The 15,003-nt window shown below is 67.9% G+C and carries 15 protein-coding genes; 6 read left to right on the forward strand and 9 right to left on the reverse strand.

Translation table 11 applies throughout. The features are described from left to right. Positions 1-150: 150 nt before the first annotated feature. Positions 151-3,417: a replicative DNA helicase gene (locus tag DIZ26_RS24020; protein ID WP_269815404.1), complete on the forward strand. Its 3,267-nt coding sequence runs from the start codon at positions 151-153 to the stop codon at positions 3,415-3,417. Here DIZ26_RS24020 and DIZ26_RS24025 read toward each other — a convergent pair whose 3' ends face one another. Continuing rightward, positions 3,418-4,083 (reverse strand): MerR family transcriptional regulator, encoded by a 666-nt coding sequence (locus tag DIZ26_RS24025; RefSeq protein ID WP_112245202.1) that lies wholly within the window; start codon positions 4,081-4,083, stop codon positions 3,418-3,420. It abuts the gene before it with no gap. 87 nt (positions 4,084-4,170) lie between these two features. Between DIZ26_RS24025 and DIZ26_RS24030 the strand changes: the two genes are divergently transcribed. Then, positions 4,171-4,578, forward strand: a complete 408-nt coding sequence (locus DIZ26_RS24030; protein ID WP_232828555.1) for a hypothetical protein — start codon at positions 4,171-4,173, stop codon at positions 4,576-4,578. Positions 4,579-4,590: 12 nt separating this feature from the next. Here DIZ26_RS24030 and DIZ26_RS24035 read toward each other — a convergent pair whose 3' ends face one another. Beyond that, complete coding sequence (locus DIZ26_RS24035; protein ID WP_112245206.1) at positions 4,591-5,151, reverse strand: TetR/AcrR family transcriptional regulator; 561 nt, start codon at positions 5,149-5,151, stop codon at positions 4,591-4,593. 72 nt (positions 5,152-5,223) lie between these two features. On the opposite strand from DIZ26_RS24035, the gene DIZ26_RS24040 reads away from it, so the two are divergent. Then, on the forward strand, positions 5,224-5,577 hold the full coding sequence (locus DIZ26_RS24040; protein WP_112245208.1) for a DUF2218 domain-containing protein: 354 nt from the start codon (positions 5,224-5,226) through the stop codon (positions 5,575-5,577). A gap of 55 nt (positions 5,578-5,632) precedes the next feature. Here DIZ26_RS24040 and DIZ26_RS24045 read toward each other — a convergent pair whose 3' ends face one another. Continuing rightward, positions 5,633-6,598 (reverse strand): helix-turn-helix transcriptional regulator, encoded by a 966-nt coding sequence (locus DIZ26_RS24045; RefSeq protein WP_112245210.1) that lies wholly within the window; start codon positions 6,596-6,598, stop codon positions 5,633-5,635. Between the two features lie 63 nt (positions 6,599-6,661). Between DIZ26_RS24045 and DIZ26_RS24050 the strand changes: the two genes are divergently transcribed. Next, on the forward strand, positions 6,662-7,966 hold the full coding sequence (locus DIZ26_RS24050; protein ID WP_112245212.1) for an FAD-binding oxidoreductase: 1,305 nt from the start codon (positions 6,662-6,664) through the stop codon (positions 7,964-7,966). A gap of 44 nt (positions 7,967-8,010) precedes the next feature. On the opposite strand, the gene DIZ26_RS24055 is transcribed toward DIZ26_RS24050, so the two are convergent. The 5 genes from DIZ26_RS24055 to DIZ26_RS24075 all read right to left on the reverse strand — a co-directional run bounded on the left by DIZ26_RS24055 (position 8,011) and on the right by DIZ26_RS24075 (position 11,958). Further along, the gene (locus tag DIZ26_RS24055; RefSeq protein WP_198676250.1) at positions 8,011-8,406 is read right to left on the reverse strand and encodes a RidA family protein; all 396 of its coding nucleotides are present in this window, start codon (positions 8,404-8,406) and stop codon (positions 8,011-8,013) included. Between the two features lie 42 nt (positions 8,407-8,448). Next, positions 8,449-9,276 carry an alpha/beta fold hydrolase gene (locus tag DIZ26_RS24060; RefSeq protein ID WP_112245214.1) on the reverse strand — a complete coding sequence of 276 codons (828 nt, stop codon included), beginning with the start codon at positions 9,274-9,276 and terminating at the stop codon, positions 8,449-8,451. Beyond that, the gene (locus DIZ26_RS24065; protein WP_112245216.1) at positions 9,273-10,196 is read right to left on the reverse strand and encodes an alpha/beta hydrolase; all 924 of its coding nucleotides are present in this window, start codon (positions 10,194-10,196) and stop codon (positions 9,273-9,275) included. The genes DIZ26_RS24060 and DIZ26_RS24065 overlap by 4 nt, the downstream gene beginning before the upstream one ends. Before the next feature lie 181 nt (positions 10,197-10,377). Then, a complete protein-coding gene (locus DIZ26_RS24070; RefSeq protein WP_112245488.1) occupies positions 10,378-11,001 on the reverse strand; it encodes a TetR/AcrR family transcriptional regulator in 624 nt (207 codons plus the stop codon). Positions 11,002-11,058: 57 nt separating this feature from the next. Continuing rightward, a complete protein-coding gene (locus tag DIZ26_RS24075) occupies positions 11,059-11,958 on the reverse strand; it encodes a LysR family transcriptional regulator (protein WP_112245218.1) in 900 nt (299 codons plus the stop codon). A gap of 82 nt (positions 11,959-12,040) precedes the next feature. On the opposite strand from DIZ26_RS24075, the gene DIZ26_RS24080 reads away from it, so the two are divergent. After that, positions 12,041-13,279, forward strand: a complete 1,239-nt coding sequence (locus DIZ26_RS24080) for an MFS transporter (protein ID WP_112245220.1) — start codon at positions 12,041-12,043, stop codon at positions 13,277-13,279. Between the two features lie 10 nt (positions 13,280-13,289). Continuing rightward, on the forward strand, positions 13,290-14,000 hold the full coding sequence (locus DIZ26_RS24085; protein WP_112245222.1) for a dienelactone hydrolase family protein: 711 nt from the start codon (positions 13,290-13,292) through the stop codon (positions 13,998-14,000). Positions 14,001-14,009: 9 nt separating this feature from the next. Here the strand turns inward: DIZ26_RS24085 and DIZ26_RS24090 are convergent, their stop codons facing one another. Then, complete coding sequence (locus tag DIZ26_RS24090; protein WP_112245224.1) at positions 14,010-14,954, reverse strand: AraC family transcriptional regulator; 945 nt, start codon at positions 14,952-14,954, stop codon at positions 14,010-14,012. Positions 14,955-15,003: the final 49 nt, after the last annotated feature.

Below are 15,003 nucleotides of genomic sequence, written 5' to 3' on the forward strand. Positions count from 1 at the left end.
ATGCCCAACCTGTGCACACCTGAGCGCCGGGTTATGCACGGCTTGTCCACACCCCCTGTGGACGGCTGGCTACCAGGGTTCGGGGTGTCGGGCGTACGGTCGCGGGACTGACGCCGTCCGGCCGCAGTCTCGGGGTGAGAACGCCTGCGGATGCTGTCGGTGAAATTGTCGGTGCGGCTGATTACGATTCGATCAGTTGTTCGAACGGGCCGGATCCGCTGTGCGGGTGGTGGCGCGTGCGGGTGCGATGTGGTTCGGGTGGCGGACGAGGAGGTCGGACGAGTGAGCGTTGCGGAGTTCCGCGGGGGGCCTGGCGGCGGGAACGAAGAGCGCGATCCCCAGTTGGGTTTCGACCGGACCCCACCGCAGGACCTGGCCGCCGAGCAGTGCGTGCTCGGCGCGATGATGCTCAGCAAGGACGCGATCGCGGACGTGATCGAGACCCTGCGCGGAACGGACTTCTACCGGCCGGCGCACGAGATCGTCTTCGACGCGATCACCGACCTGTATGCCCGCGGCGAGCCGGCCGACGCGATCACCGTCGCCGCCGAGCTGACCAAGCGCGGCGAGATGACCCGGATCGGCGGCGCGCCGTACGTGCACACCCTGGTCGCCTCGGTCCCGCTGGCCGCCAACGCGGGGTACTACGCGCACATCGTCCGGGAGAAGGCGATCCTGCGCCGGCTGGTCGAGGCCGGCACCAAGATCGTCCAGATCGGGTACGCCGGCGAGGGCGAGGTCGACGACGTCGTCGACCAGGCGCAGGCCGAGATCTACTCGGTCACCGAGAAGCGCACCACCGAGGACTACGCGCCGCTGAAGGACATCATGGAGGGCGCCCTCGACGAGATCGAGGCGATCGACTCCCGCGGCGACGCGATGGTCGGCGTACCGACCGGGTTCACCGATCTCGACGAGCTGACCAACGGCCTGCACCCGGGCCAGATGATCATCGTCGCTGCCCGCCCGGCGATGGGGAAGGCGCTGGCGCTCGACACCCCGCTGCCGACGCCGACGGGCTGGACCACGATGGGCGAGGTCGCGGTGGGCGACGAGCTGATCGACGCCGACGGCCGGCCGACCCGCGTGGTCGCCGCCACCGAGGTGATGTACGACCGGCCCTGCTTCGAGCTGACCTTCTCCGACGGGTCCACGCTGGTTGCTGACGGCAACCACCAGTGGGTGGTCGAGGACGGCGGCCAGTCCGTCGTCTGCACGACACTCGACCTGCACAGCGCGATGTCGGGCGACTCCGGGCTGACCCCGCTGGTCCCGCGGTCCGCGCCGCGCGAGGTCGTCGGGCACGGGGTGTCCACCGGTGTCATCGGCGACGCCGACCGCCGGCTCGAGCGGGTCGTGCCGGTCGCGAGCGTGCCGGTGCGCTGCGTGGAGGTCGACAACGCCGACCACCTGTACCTGGCCGGCAAGTCGATGATCCCGACCCACAACTCGACGCTCGGGCTGGACTTCGCCCGATCGGCGTCGATCAAGCACGGCCTGACCTCGTGCATCTTCTCGCTGGAGATGAGCCGCAACGAGATCACCATGCGACTGCTGTCCGCCGAGGCGAAGGTGCCGCTGCATCACATGCGCAACGGCAAGATGACCGACGAGGACTGGGCCCGGCTGGCCCGCAAGATGGGCGAGGTCTCCGAGGCCCCGCTGTTCATCGACGACTCGCCGAACCTCACGATGATGGAGATCCGCGCCAAGGCCCGCCGGCTGAAGCAGCGGCACGACCTCAAGCTGATCGTGATCGACTACCTCCAGCTGATGACGTCCGGTAAGAAGGTCGAGTCCCGCCAGCTCGAGGTCTCCGAGTTCTCCCGCTCGATCAAACTCCTCGCCAAGGAACTCGAAGTCCCCGTCATCGCCATCTGCCAGCTCAACCGAGGCTCCGAACAACGCTCCGACAAACGCCCCATGGCCTCCGACCTCCGCGAATCAGGCTGCCTGACCGCGGACACCAGGCTGCTGCGGGCCGACACCGGAGCAGAGATCAGCCTCGGCGAACTGCTCGCCGCCGGCACGCGGGACATTCCCGTCTGGTCGCTGGACGACCGGTTGAAGCTGGTGCCGCGCACGATGACGCACGTCTTCCCGAGCGGGGTGAAGGAGGTCTTCCGGCTCAAGCTCGCCTCCGGCCGCGAGATCAAGGCAACGGCGAACCACCCCTTCCTGACGTACGACGGGTGGAAGCCCCTCGGCGACCTCGTTCCGGGCACGCGACTGGGCTCACTTCGGCACGTGCCGCCGCCGCTCGACCTCAAGCCGTGGGACGACGACGAGGTCACCCTGCTGGCTCACCTGCTGGGCGACGGCTCGTTCGTCAAGCGGCAGCCGATCCGCTACTCCAGCATCGACGAGGCGAACCTCGCGGCGGTGGGGTCCGCGGCCCAGCGACGCTTTGGCATCACTCCGATCCGCGACGAGTACGCCGCCGCCCGGGTCACCACGCTGCGCCTACCCGCGCCGTACCGGTTGGCCCGGGGCAAGCGGAATCCGATCGCCGCCTGGCTGGATGAGCTCGGGCTCTTCGGCCTCCGTAGCCACGAGAAGTTCATCCCGGCCGGCGTCTTCAGCCTTCCCAAGGAGCAGGTCGGCGCCTTCATCCGCCACCTGTGGGCCACCGACGGATCGGTTCGCTGGGACGCGAAGGTCAAGCAGGGCAGGATCTACTACGCCTCCACCAGCCGCCGCCTCGTCGACGACCTGGCCCGGCTCCTGCTCCGGTACAACATCTTCAGCCGGATCAAGGTGGCGAAGAAGCCCGGTTATCGCGACTCGTACCACCTGCACATCTACGGCGTGGAGAACCAACTCCGCTTCTGCGAGGAGATCGGCGTTCACGGCGATCGTGGCGTCAAGGTCGTGGAGGTCGCGACCGCGCTGCGCGACGTGCGCGCCAACACGAACCTCGACACGATTCCCAAGGAAGTGTGGTCGCAGGTTCGCCAGGTGCTGAGCGAGCGCAAGGTGTCGCACCGCGAGTTCGCCGCCGCGATGGGTACGCAGTTCTCCGGCTCCACGCTGTGGAAGCACGCGCCGAGCCGGCAGCGACTGGCGAAGGTCGCCGACGTCCTCGACAACGCCGACCTCGAGGTTCTCGCCACCAACGACATCTTCTGGGACACGATCACCTCGATCGAAAGCCTCGGCGACCAAGAGGTCTACGACGCCACCGTCATGGGCACCCACAACTTCGTTGCTGAGGGCATCGCCACGCACAACAGCCTTGAACAAGATGCGGACGTCGTCATCCTTCTCCATCGTGAGGACGCCTACGAGCGCGAATCAACTCGACCGGGGGAAGCCGACTTCATTGTTGCCAAGCATCGGAACGGGCCTACTGCGGATGTGGTCGTGGCCTTCCAAGGTCATTACTCGCGGTTTGTGGATATGGCGCACGACGGCTGATCAGGTTTGGCCTGTGCCAGGGGGTTCGGTCCAGCGGTGGGCTGAGGTGGATTCCTGGGACAGGAGGCGGAGGGTGGAGATGAGGGTTTCGCCGAGGATGGTGCCGATGATGACGCTTTCGGCGATCTGGTCGGGGGTGGCGCGGTCGGGGCGGGATGTGACGGCGGCGAGTTCGAGAGTGGTGAGCTTCTCGACTGCGTCGGCGTAGGTTTCCAGCAGACCGACCAGGTGGTCCTGGTCGAGGGAGCGCATGACGGCGATCGTCTCGATCAAAGTGGTGAGGGCAGGGGCGTCGGGGGCGACCTTCCAGCCGCGCGATTCGAGCAAAGCCTCGACCTGAGCGGTCGCCGCGTCGGTGGCGGCTTCCGGTGGGTTCGAGGCGAGTTGCCGTCGGGCCGTGATCGCGCGGTGGGCGCGGCCGATCTGGTCGTGCAGGGGCAACGTGTCCGAGTCCAAGCCGTCCAGCACCTCCTTCACCTGCGCGACCGGTACGCCGGCCAGGTCCACCAGAGCGCGCACGAGCCGCAGTCGGCGTACGTGCAACTCGCCGTAGCTCGCCTGGTTCGGGCTGGTCAGCTCGCCTGGGGGCAGCAGGTTCTCGCGCAGGTAGTACTTGATCGTCGGCACCGGCACCCCGGATACCCGGCTCAGCTCTGCGATCCGCATATTCGCTTGCCTCCCGCTCGTCCTTGATGGATAGTATCAATATCCATAAACGGATAGTGCGACTATCCAAAGCTGAGGAGCGTCACCGTGGCACTGAGCGATCCCTCCCGCATGATCGCGGGCGTCATCCTGCTGACCATTGCCACCATCGAGTTCGGTGGCTGGTTCATGACCAAGATCGTGCGCGGTGACGTGCCGATGACCGAGTTTCAGAAGTCGTTCGCGCGGGCCGGTCACGGGCATGCGGGCGTGCTGGTGATCCTGAGTCTGGTCGGCCTGCTGTACGTCGACTCGACCACCCTGGACGGATTCTTCCTCTGGGTCGGCCGGCTCGGCGTCCCGGTCGCGGCGATCCTGATGTCCGGCGGCTTCTTCGCCTCGTCAGCGGGCAAGGACCGGACCAAGCCGAACCAGTTCATCTGGATGCTCGCGCTCGGCGCTGCGAGTCTCGCGGCCGGCGTGATCACCCTCGGCATCGGCCTCCTCACCGCCTGACCGAGCGGAGGTTCAGCGCCGAAGCCCGCTCAACGTCACCGCGACCAGACGACGAACGGCAGCCTTGGACCGCAGAGTGTTGGCAGCCGTGAGCGCATGGAGGCAGTAGGTCGCAAGCTCCGCAGCCGGTACGTCGGTACGCAGGTCGCCCGCTGCTGCCGCCTCGACGAGCAGGTCGCGGATGAACCCGTGCAGATGCTGCCGTGCCTGGCTCACGTGATCGGCTCGGTGCAACGAGCCGGCCAGATCGGATCGCGGGTGCTGGAACGACAGCACGGCGTACGCCGTCAGTACTGCCTCCAGCCGCTCGGAGGATTCTGCGCGATCGCGGACTCGGGCGAGTTCCTCGAGGTGGGACCGGACCTGGCGCTCGTGCCAGGCGGTGAGGATCGTGTCGATGTCGGGGAAGTACTTGTACAGCGTCGCGCGGCCGATCCCGGTCGCCTTGGCGATCTGCGACATCGTCACCCCGGCCGGGCCGTGCTCGGCGACCAGTTCCGCTGCCGCGTCCAGGGTCGCGGCACGCACCGCGTCGCGATGCGCCTCGATCGTCTCGTTCCACAGCTTCGGCACGTCGAGGACTCTACTCGCTGTAGACAGATCGTCGGGTAATAAGACACTCTGTATCGCAAAAAGGAGCGATTCATGGCGAGTGCAGAAGGTCTGGTGATGACCGGGAGAGCCGATCGCTACCTGGACCAGTTCACCAAGCACTTGGCCCACCAGCCAGGTGGAATCCAGGCGCGACCCGACAGCGACGGCAGCCTGCTGGTCGACTTCGGTGCAGCAACCTGCCGCATGCGAGCGACAGCCGACAGCCTGATCCTGTACGCCGAGGCCGCACTCCCCGAGGAGCTCGGCGGACTCCAGCGCCGCCTCACCGAACGCCTCGAACAACTAGGCCGGCGCGACGGACTCGCCGTCCGCTGGACCCCCGACTTCACCGCGGCAGCACCCCAAGAAGCCGGCGATCATCGAGGTCACGGACATGCCCGCTGACCCCCACGTGGCGCGAAAAGCCGGTGGTGGTAGCCCGAAACTGGATCAGCAAGAGTCAGCCTTGGAGTTGTTGGCCGACTTTCTTGATCAGCGTGGCGAGTTCAGGCGAGGCATCGAGGCTGTACGGCGCGCCGAGGGCAGCGACGCCCGCGACGTACTGGATCAGAAGCGAAGGCGAGTCGGCGGAGATTCGTAGTACGCACGCGTCTTCGCCTGTCGACGTGAGTTGACCCGGGATCAGGCCGAAGAAGGTCGACCGCACGACAGATGCGGGTAGCTCGACAGCGATGCGGACCGAGTGCCGGTAAGAAGCCGTCGCGAAGGACTCCGCCAGGTACGACGCCGCGTCGGCGGCCGGGAGTTCGCGTGCTTGGAAGTGATGGCGGGTCGGAGCGACGTCGGAGATCCGGTCGACCCGAAAGGTCCGCCAGTCGGCGCGATCCGGGTCGTACGCGAGCAGGTACCACCGCCCGCGCAGCGTCACCAGTCGATGCGGCTCGACTCGTCGTCGGGACGGTTCCCGCCGCCGGGTCGAGTAGCCGAAGGCAACGATCTCGAGATCCCGGCAACAAGCAGCCAGTACGGCGAGCAGCCCGGGATCAACCTGGGGGTGACCGTCGCGCACCACCACCTCGGTCGCGCTCATCGCGGCCACCCTTGGACGCAACCGGGCCGGCAGCACCTGCTCCAGCTTGGCAAGCGCGCTCATCGAGCTTTCCTCGATCCCCGCAACGCCGCCCGCCGCGGCACCCGCCAGCCCGATCGCCACCGCGACGGCCTCGTCGTCGTCCAGCAGCAGGGGTGGCACGTTCTTCCCCGAAGCGAGCCGGTAGCCACCCGCGATCCCCGTCGTACCGGTGACCGGGTAGTCGAGCGCCCGGAGTCGGTCGACGTCGCGCCGTACGGTGCGGTCGGTGACGCCGAGACGCTCGGCCAGTTCGGCGCCGGACCACTCGCGCCGGCTCTGCAGTAGAGCCAGCAAGCGCAACAGTCGCCCGGGGAGGTCCTTTCGCGCGCTCACAGACCCAAGACTGGCAGATCTTTAGGACAAGATGAGTCCGGAAGGCGGACTAGCGTCCTTGGTATGACTACCGAACTGAACAATCTCGACGGCCCGGTCTGGACGCCCGACATGGACGGGTACGACGAGGCCCGGCTGGGATTCCAGCGCCTCGACCCGCACCGCCCGGCGTACATCGTGGGCGCCGCGAGCGCGAAGGACATCCAGTCGGCCGTGCACTTCGCGCGGGAGAACGGCCTCAAGGTGGCGGTCAAGGCCAAGGGGCACGGTCACCTCAACCCGCTCGACGGCGGCGTCCTGATCACCACGGACCGCCTGAACGACGTCGCCGTCGATCCCACCACCAAGACCGCGTGGATCGAGGCGGGCGCGACCTGGAAGCAGGTGATCGAAGCGGCCGCACCCCACGGGCTCGCCCCGCTGTCCGGCAGCTTCCCGAATCTCGGCGCAGTCCCGTACATCCTCGGCGGAGGCCTCGGCCTGATGGCGAGACAGTACGGGTACGCCGCCGACCACGTGCGCCGGATCGAGCTCGTCACCCCCGACGGTGTACTACGGAACGCCGAGGACGACCCCGAGTTGTTCTGGGCGCTGCGCGGCGGCATCGGCAACTTCGGCATCGTCACCCGGCTCCAGGTCGACCTGTTTCCTGTGACGACGCTCTACGGCGGCAGCCTGTACTACGACCTGTCGGCGAACCCGGGCGCGCTCGAAGCGTGGCGCGAGTGGACCGAAACCGTCCCCGACAACGTCACGTCGGCGATCGCGCTCCTGAATTTCCCCGACATCCCGCAGGTCCCCGAGCCGCTGCGTGGAAAGCAGGTCGCCCAACTCCAGCTCAGCATCCTCGACGGCGGCGAGAGGTTGATCCGGCCGCTCCGGGAGATCGGTGAGCCGGTCGTCGACACCGTCGGCGAGTTGCCGTACACCGAGTCGGCCAAGATCTTCGCCGAGCCGGATCGCGCGGACGCCTTCAGTTCACGCAACGTCCTGCTGAGCGCGCTCGACCCGAAGGGGCTCGACACGGTGCGAACCGGATCGGAGGCGCAGAAATGCATCGTCGCCATCCGCCACCTCGGCGGGGCGCTCGCCAAAGAGCCCGAGAGAGCGAACGCGATGGGTCACCGCGACGCGCAGTACTCCGTGACCGTGCTGTCGATCGGCGAGCAGGACCAGAGCGCGCGGCACCGCGCGGTACTCGAGCCGTTCGCGGATCACGTGATCGGCCGGCTGCTCAACTTCAGCAGTGCCTCGCTCGACGAAGCCGACCTCCGGGCCGCGTTCGACGAAGGGGACTACGACCACCTGTGGGAGCTCCGGGCGCGCTACGACGCCGACGAACTCCTCCAGCCGAACCACCCGATCTGAACGGCAACGGCACTGAAGGGCAGCGGTTCTAAACGGCAGCGGTCCTAAAGAGCAGCGGTGACGTCGATCTCGACGAGTTGGCCGGTGAAACCGAGCTGGGCGACGCCGAGCAGCGTGCTCGCCGTACTGAATGCCGGTGCGAGCGGCGACGCGTTCAGCCGGGCCCACACGCCACCGAGGTCGTCGCGATCCGGACTGACCACATAGATGACGGTCCGTACGACGTCCTCCGGTCGGGCCCCGACCGACTCCAGGGCGACCAGGATGTTCCGCACCACCTGGTCGGTCTGCCCGTCGAAGCCACCCTCGGCCAACTGCCCGGACTCGTCCAGTGGGCACTGTCCGGCCAGGAATACCAGGCGGTCAGCCTCGACCCTGGTCACATGGTGGTACCCGGGCGTCGCGTGCAGACCGGCAGGGTTGGAGCGCTCAATGGTCACGCGCTGAGCCAACGGCACGACCAGGGTGCCGTCAACACAATTTCAGGCGAACTCGGCGATCAGCTCGGCAAGCCGACGCGGCTGATCGAGGGGGACGAGCGTGTAGCTGTCGTCCACCTCGATCAGCTTGCCCTGGGGAAGCAGGTTCGCCAGCCGCCGGCCGTGCTCGAGCGGCATCACGCGATCCTGCGCGGCCCACACCACCAGAGCTGGTCGATCGAAACCCGGCAGGGCCTCAGCGGCCTTGATCAGAAGGGTTCTGTCGGCGAAGGCTGCTCGCAGTACGCGTACTACGTCTCGCCGGATCGCCGCGTCGCGTAGTACCGGCTTCAGCCACTGGGCGGTCGCGGCGTCACCTCGTTTGGTGAGCCAGCCGAAAGTGATCGGCAACCGTCGCATCGCGCGCAGCCGGAGCTGCTGCAGGAAGAGGCCGAGCATGCCCGGCGAGAGCTTGCCGACCAGTGCGAGCGTCTTGCCGGTGAGCCCGGGCGGCAGGTTGTCGAACGCCTCGCAGGACACCAAGACGATCCGGCCGACCCGTTCGGTGTTTGCCCGCAGCAACAACTGGACCAATGCACCGCCGGTGTCGTTGCCGACCAGCGTGACGTCGTCGAGGTCCAGGCGGTCGAGCAACTCCGCGACCAGCCGTGCGATCCCGGGCAGGGACAGGTCGGCATCGGAATGCATCGCCTGCCGGTGCGCACCAAGTGGAAGAGTCGGTACCACGCAGCGGTGGCCGGCCGACAACTCCGCGACCGTGTCGTCCCACAACGACAAGTCCATCATCAGGCCGTGCAGCAGGACGATCATCGGTCCGGAGCCGACATCGTCGTACTCGATCGTCCCGGCGGACAACGCGATCTCGTTCATGCTTGCAGCCGAAGATGCGAAACCGCTGCGGGCTGACTGAGAACGTGCCGGTTCAGGAAATCCAGCTCGGCTTCGACGACGGTCTTGTGCTGGTCCAGGAAGGGGGCGTAGTGGCCACCGGGGACGCGGACGAGTTCGGCGCGGGGTGCGCGACGAGCTGCGGCGATCGAGGGGGCGGCGAGCGCGGACTGGTCCTGGTCGGCGACGACCACGAGCAGGGGCACCTTCACCTTCGACGCATACCGGCCGGGTCGGTAGAAGGTGACCCGGAGAGCTGACCGAGCGGCGACGAACTGCAGCCAGTCGGGGTACTTGTTGCCCGGGTTCAGCGCCTCGTTGGTCTGCAGGGAGTCCGGCGTGGTGAGCAGCGCCACCGTCCCAGGCGGGGCCACCAACGGCACCAGGCGAGGCGGCCTGCCGACGAGGCTGCCAAGCGCGTCGAGGATCGCCCGGCCGGTGAACCGCAGCATGGCCGACGGCTTCTGGTGTCGCGCCGCATTCCGCGTGGCGGCCGGGCCGTCCGCGTTGGGCGTTTGCGCGATGGCCGCCGCAAGCTGTGGATTCCGCGCCGCCAGCGGGAAGATGTAGCCGCCCGAGAGCGAGAACGCCCAGATCGCGATCTTGCCCGGGTCGACCTCCGGCAGCGTTCCGGCGTACTCGATCGCCGCTTGCCAATCGGTGAGCTGCTCCCCGACGCGGGCCACCTGCCGAGGCTCTCCTTCGCTCTCGCCGAGATGCCGGTAGTCGAAGGCGAGCACGGAGAATCCGGCCGCATGGAACCGCCGAGCGAACACATCGGTCCCCGGCTCCTTGGTCACCCCGAAGCCGCCGGCCATGATCACGCACCCGCCGTTCGTCCCCGGGTAGTGCCAGGCCACACACCCGGCACCGAACCGCACCCGCACCCGCTCCTCCGACATACCCCACCAGCTCCTTCTCAGCCCCGAACGTGATTAAAGTGAACCACCCGGTTCGCAAACTGTCCAGAGCCGTACCGACGGACAGGACGTAGCCGCCCACGACCTAGTGCGCCTAGGCGTGACCGGGCAGCGGCGTACGGCGTACAGGTGGTGCACTACCTGTTGGTCGGTACGCCGTGGCTCAGTCCGCAGCGGCTTCTTCGTGGGTGAGGGCCCGGTCGAGCGCGGCGAAACCGGCCTCGATACCGGCGCCGTCGCCGCTGGTTCGCCATTCGACCAGGAAGCCGCGGAGTACGCCGAGGATCATCTCGGCGACCTCGTGCTGGCGGCGTGCGCTCCATTCGGCCGGGAGAATCGAGAGCAACGACGGCAGGTACTGCTTCGACGCTTCCCGTGCGAGTTGGGCATAGCGCCCCGAGTCGTACATCGCGAGGCCGATCGCCTGGTCGAGTACCCAGGCCTCCTCGCCGACCAGCACCGGCCACATCGCGCGCACCCGGCCGGCCAGTGTCCGGCTCGCGGATTCCTCCGCAGCAGCGGCCATGCTTCGGTCGATCCGGCGCGCGCGAAGCCGGAGTACCGCCTGGGTGAGCAGGTCTTCGGGGCCGTCGAAGTAGTAGAGCAACACCTTGTGCGTCGTACCGGCCGCACGGGCAGCACGGCGAAGCGAGAAGTCCACGAGCCCGTTCGCGCCGAGGTCGTCGGTCACCCGTTCGAGCAGTTCGAGGCGGCGCGCCTCGCCCCGCGCCGAGCCGGCCGATCGCCGATAGCCTGCGCGCTCCTGCTCGGCTTCACCTTCAGACACGTCGCCAGTATCCAGGTCCCGGCTCTGAGTACTTCGCATCGACCGGTCAGCACGCACCTAGAACGCGGCGCCCGGGCGGATCGAGTCGCTCATCAGGTCGAGCAAGGCGGTCACCGCTCGGCTCGGCCGCTTGCCGCTGAGGGTGATCGCGGACAACGTCCAGGTCAGCTCGACGTCGGTCAGCCGCAAGCGTGCGACTCCAGGTTGGTTGCCGACGTCAACCTCCGGTACGACGGCGACGCCGAGCCCAGCTCGCACGTACTCCGGGACGGTACTCAGGTCGGGGACCTCCACCTGCACCCGGCGCGGGATCCCGGCGTTGTCGAAGGCGCGGTCGACGGTGGTCCGGTTGCCGAACCCGCGCAGTTGATCGATGAACCGTTCGCCGGCCAGGTCGCGCAGTTCGATCCCCGGCTGGACGGCCAGCCGATGAGCCGACGGCACCATCACTACGAACGGCACGGTCGCCAACTCGCGCACTTCCAGGCCGGTCAGCTCGATCGGGCTCAGGCCGACCAGCGAGATGTCGAGCCGGCCGTGGCGGACGTCGTCGGCGAGCCCGCTGGAACCGGTCGGCGAAGTGGTCACCTGGACCTCGACCAAGGGGTACCGCTGGTAGAACGCCCCGAGCAGAACGGCCAGATCCACCAGCCCGAGGCGAGTCATCGTGCCGATCCGGATGTTGCCGCGGAGTCCCGTCGACGCCTCCTCGACCACCGCGCGGGCCCGGTCGAGCGCCTCCAGGGCCGCCTTCGCCTCCGGCAACAGCGCCTGGCCCGCTGCCGACAAGGTCACCCGCCGGGTCGAGCGATCGAACAGCGTGGTCTTGAGATCGGCCTCCAGGGCGCGGATCGCCGCTGACACGGTGGACTGGACCGCGAACTTCCGCTGCGCCGCCCGGGTGAAGCTCAGCTCCTCGGCCACCGCGACGAAGTACTCCAGCTGTCTCGAGTCCACGCTGTCGATTATCGACACTCTCGATAAGTGCATGCAAGAACATTCGTTGGACTCGATAGATCATCCGAGTCACCCTGAAGACATGACAACTCTGACCGACCGCCCCGGACACCAGGTCGGCTCGCGCGTGCGCTTCGCTCACGGCACCGGCTTCTGGGTGATCGCCGCCGCCTTCCTGATCACGATGGCGTTCTCCACCGTGCCGACCCCGCTCTACGCGATCTACCAGCGCCGCGACGGCTTCCCGACCTTCATGATCACGGTCATCTTCGCCACCTACGCGGTCGGCGTGATGGCCAGCCTGTACCTCGCTGGTCACGTCAGCGATTGGCTCGGTCGTCGCCGGGTCGCGCTGCTCGCCGTACTGGCTGAGGCGGTGTCCGCGGCGATCTTCCTGATCTGGCCGGACGTTCCCGGGTTGCTGCTGGCGAGGTTCATCTCCGGAGTCGGTGTCGGCGCACTGACCGCGACGGCGACGGCGCACATCTCGGAGCTGCGTCAGGTCGCCCGTCCGGAGCAGGATCCCAGCCGGTCGGCGTTGATCTCCTCGATGGTCAACCTCGGTGGGCTCGCGTTCGGTCCGCTGGTCGGCGGCATCCTCGCGCAGTACGTGTCGGCGCCTTTGGAGCGGCCGTACGAGGTGTTCCTGGTTCTTCTGCTGCTGAGTGCGGTCGGCATCACGCTGGTGCCCGAGACTGTCGAGCGGATGGAGGAGCGGCCGGCTTATCGGCCGCAGAAGGTCGCGCTGCCGAGCGCCGCGAAACCGCAGTTCTTCGCGACGGCAGCGGGAGCGTTTGCCGCCTTCGCGATCTTCGGACTCTTCACTTCACTGGCTCCGACGTTCCTGGCCGGGACTCTGCACCACACCTCGCGGCTACTCGCTGGAGTGGTGACCTTCGCGGTGTTCGTCGCGGGCGCACTCAGCCAGGTCGTGTTCGTGCAGCTCAGCCGGCAGCGGCAGTTGCAGCTCGGTCTGGTACTGATGTCGACCGGCCTGGTCGGTGTCGCCGTCGGTGGACTGGCGCCCAGCCTGTGGGGGTTCGTCGCTGGGGGAGTCGTCGCCGGTGCGGGCGTCGGTCTGGTCTTCCGTGGAGCCGTCGCGACCGCGGCATCCCTCGCGGACGCCGGCTCCCGCGGCGAGGTGCTTGCCGCACTGTTCCTGATCGCGTACGCCGGCCTGGCGGTCCCCGTGCTCTCCATCGGAGTCGGTATCGCGTTCCTCCCCGACCAGGTCGCGCTGCTGATCTTCTCCGCGATCATCCTGGTGATGGTGAACGTCGCCGGCGTACGCATGCTGAAGGCGAATTCCGGCCAGGGATAGCCTCGCGGGCATGAGCATCGAAACGTCGACTGTTTCCGTTGGGGATCTCACCGCCTATCTGGCCCGCCCGGCTTCGGCCGGTGCCGGGCCAGGCCTGTTGTTGCTGCCGATGATCACCGGGATCGGCGAGCAAGTCAGGGCCTGGGCGGACGAACTGGCCGGCCTTGGCATCACGGCGCTGGCCTGGGATCCGTTCAAGGGACGCAGTACGGACAACTCGACGAGGGAAGAGCTGAGCCAACTGCTGGGCGGCCTCGACGACGACACCGCGATCGCCGAGCAGGTCGCGCTGCTCGATCACCTGCTCGGCGAACTCGGCTGTCCGAAGGCTGGGGTGAGCGGCTGGTGTCTCGGCGGCCGGTTCGCTTTGTTGCTGGCGGCAAGGGATCACCGGGTGGCGAGCGTGACGGCGTACCACCCGACCACGCCGTCGGAGCTGCGGCCGAACCACTCGTACGACGCGATCGCCGAAGCCGCCGCGATCACCGCGCCGGTGATGGTGATCTACCCGGGCAGCGACGCCGCCGTACCGGTCGCCGACTTCGAGGCATTGCAGACCTCGTTGCAGGGAAGGCAGACCGGCGCGACCATCACCCAGTTCTATCCGGGCGCCGACCACGGCTTCTCCGACCGGTCGCGGCAGGACAAGCAGGTCAACGCCGACGCCTTCACCCTCTCCTGGCCGCAAGCCCTCGCCTTCATCCACACGACCACTACCTAGGCAGAGGCTTCAGGCCGACTGGAGGGCGGTGCGGCGGTGAGCGGTGGGGCTGGTGCCGCGGAGGCGTTTGAAGGCGACTGACAAGGCGAACGCGTTCGCGTAGCCGACCCGGCGGGCGATCGCCTCGACCGTGTCGGTCGTCTCCCGCAGCATGTCGGCGGCCAACGCGATCCGCCAGCCGGTGAGGTAAGCCATCGGCGCCTCGCCCACCAGCGCACTGAACCGCCGGGCCAGGCTGGCTCGGGACACTTTGGTGCGATCGGCCAGTTCGGCAACGCTCCACGGGTACGCCGGGTCTTCGTGCAGCAGCCGGAGCGCCAGGCCGACGACCGGATCGCTCTGCGCCTGGTACCACCCGGGTGCGTGCGATTCCGGCCGGGCGAACCACGCGCGCAACGTGGTGATCAACGCGAGGTCGAGCCACCTGTCCAGCACGCTCTGCTGACCCGGCTCATCGCGCTGGATCTCACCGAGCACCATCGACATCACGTGCCCGGCAACCGCGTCGGCCGGCACGACGAGCACCGATGGCAGGGCGGTCAGCAACCGTCGGCTGACATCGCCCTCGAGCAGATAGGTGCCGCTGACAAGCATCGCGTCGCCGTCGAGACGACCGCCGTACGTCCGTACGCCGAGGCGCGCGCTGTAGTCGACAGGTGCCCCAGGCAACGGTTCGCAGATGCCGTTCGGGTGGATCCGCAGTTGCGGCTGGGTGTGGACGTCATCGGCCACGACGTACGGCTCGGGACCGTTGAAGATCGCCACGTCGCCGGTCTCCATCCGGGTCGGCTCGATCCCGGCCCGGACGATCCAGGCGCTGCCACGGACCAGCGTCGCGAGCGCCAGGTGCGCCCCGTCGCGGATCTCGAGCGCCCAGGGTGTGTCCATGATCGTCAGGTTGAACACGCCGCCCCGTGCGCGGGTGCCGGCGAGCAGATCGTCGAGCACATCCATGGCGGCGAGCCTACCTCGGGTGCTGAGACGCACGAACATGGAACTGCGC

The sequence above is a fragment of the Kribbella monticola genome (genome assembly GCF_003261635.1).
GTDB lineage: Bacteria > Actinomycetota > Actinomycetes > Propionibacteriales > Kribbellaceae > Kribbella > Kribbella monticola.

Coding starts and splice junctions, on each gene's coding strand:
- DIZ26_RS24020 (WP_269815404.1), top strand. CDS start 151: ATGCTGTCGGTGAAATTGTCGGTGCGGCTGATTACGATTCGATCAGTT.
- DIZ26_RS24025 (WP_112245202.1), bottom strand. CDS start 4,083: ATGCGGATCGCAGAGCTGAGCCGGGTATCCGGGGTGCCGGTGCCGACG.
- DIZ26_RS24040 (WP_112245208.1), top strand. CDS start 5,224: ATGGCGAGTGCAGAAGGTCTGGTGATGACCGGGAGAGCCGATCGCTAC.
- DIZ26_RS24050 (WP_112245212.1), top strand. CDS start 6,662: ATGACTACCGAACTGAACAATCTCGACGGCCCGGTCTGGACGCCCGAC.
- DIZ26_RS24060 (WP_112245214.1), bottom strand. CDS start 9,276: ATGAACGAGATCGCGTTGTCCGCCGGGACGATCGAGTACGACGATGTC.
- DIZ26_RS24065 (WP_112245216.1), bottom strand. CDS start 10,196: ATGTCGGAGGAGCGGGTGCGGGTGCGGTTCGGTGCCGGGTGTGTGGCC.
- DIZ26_RS24080 (WP_112245220.1), top strand. CDS start 12,041: ATGACAACTCTGACCGACCGCCCCGGACACCAGGTCGGCTCGCGCGTG.
- DIZ26_RS24085 (WP_112245222.1), top strand. CDS start 13,290: ATGAGCATCGAAACGTCGACTGTTTCCGTTGGGGATCTCACCGCCTAT.
- DIZ26_RS24090 (WP_112245224.1), bottom strand. CDS start 14,954: ATGGATGTGCTCGACGATCTGCTCGCCGGCACCCGCGCACGGGGCGGC.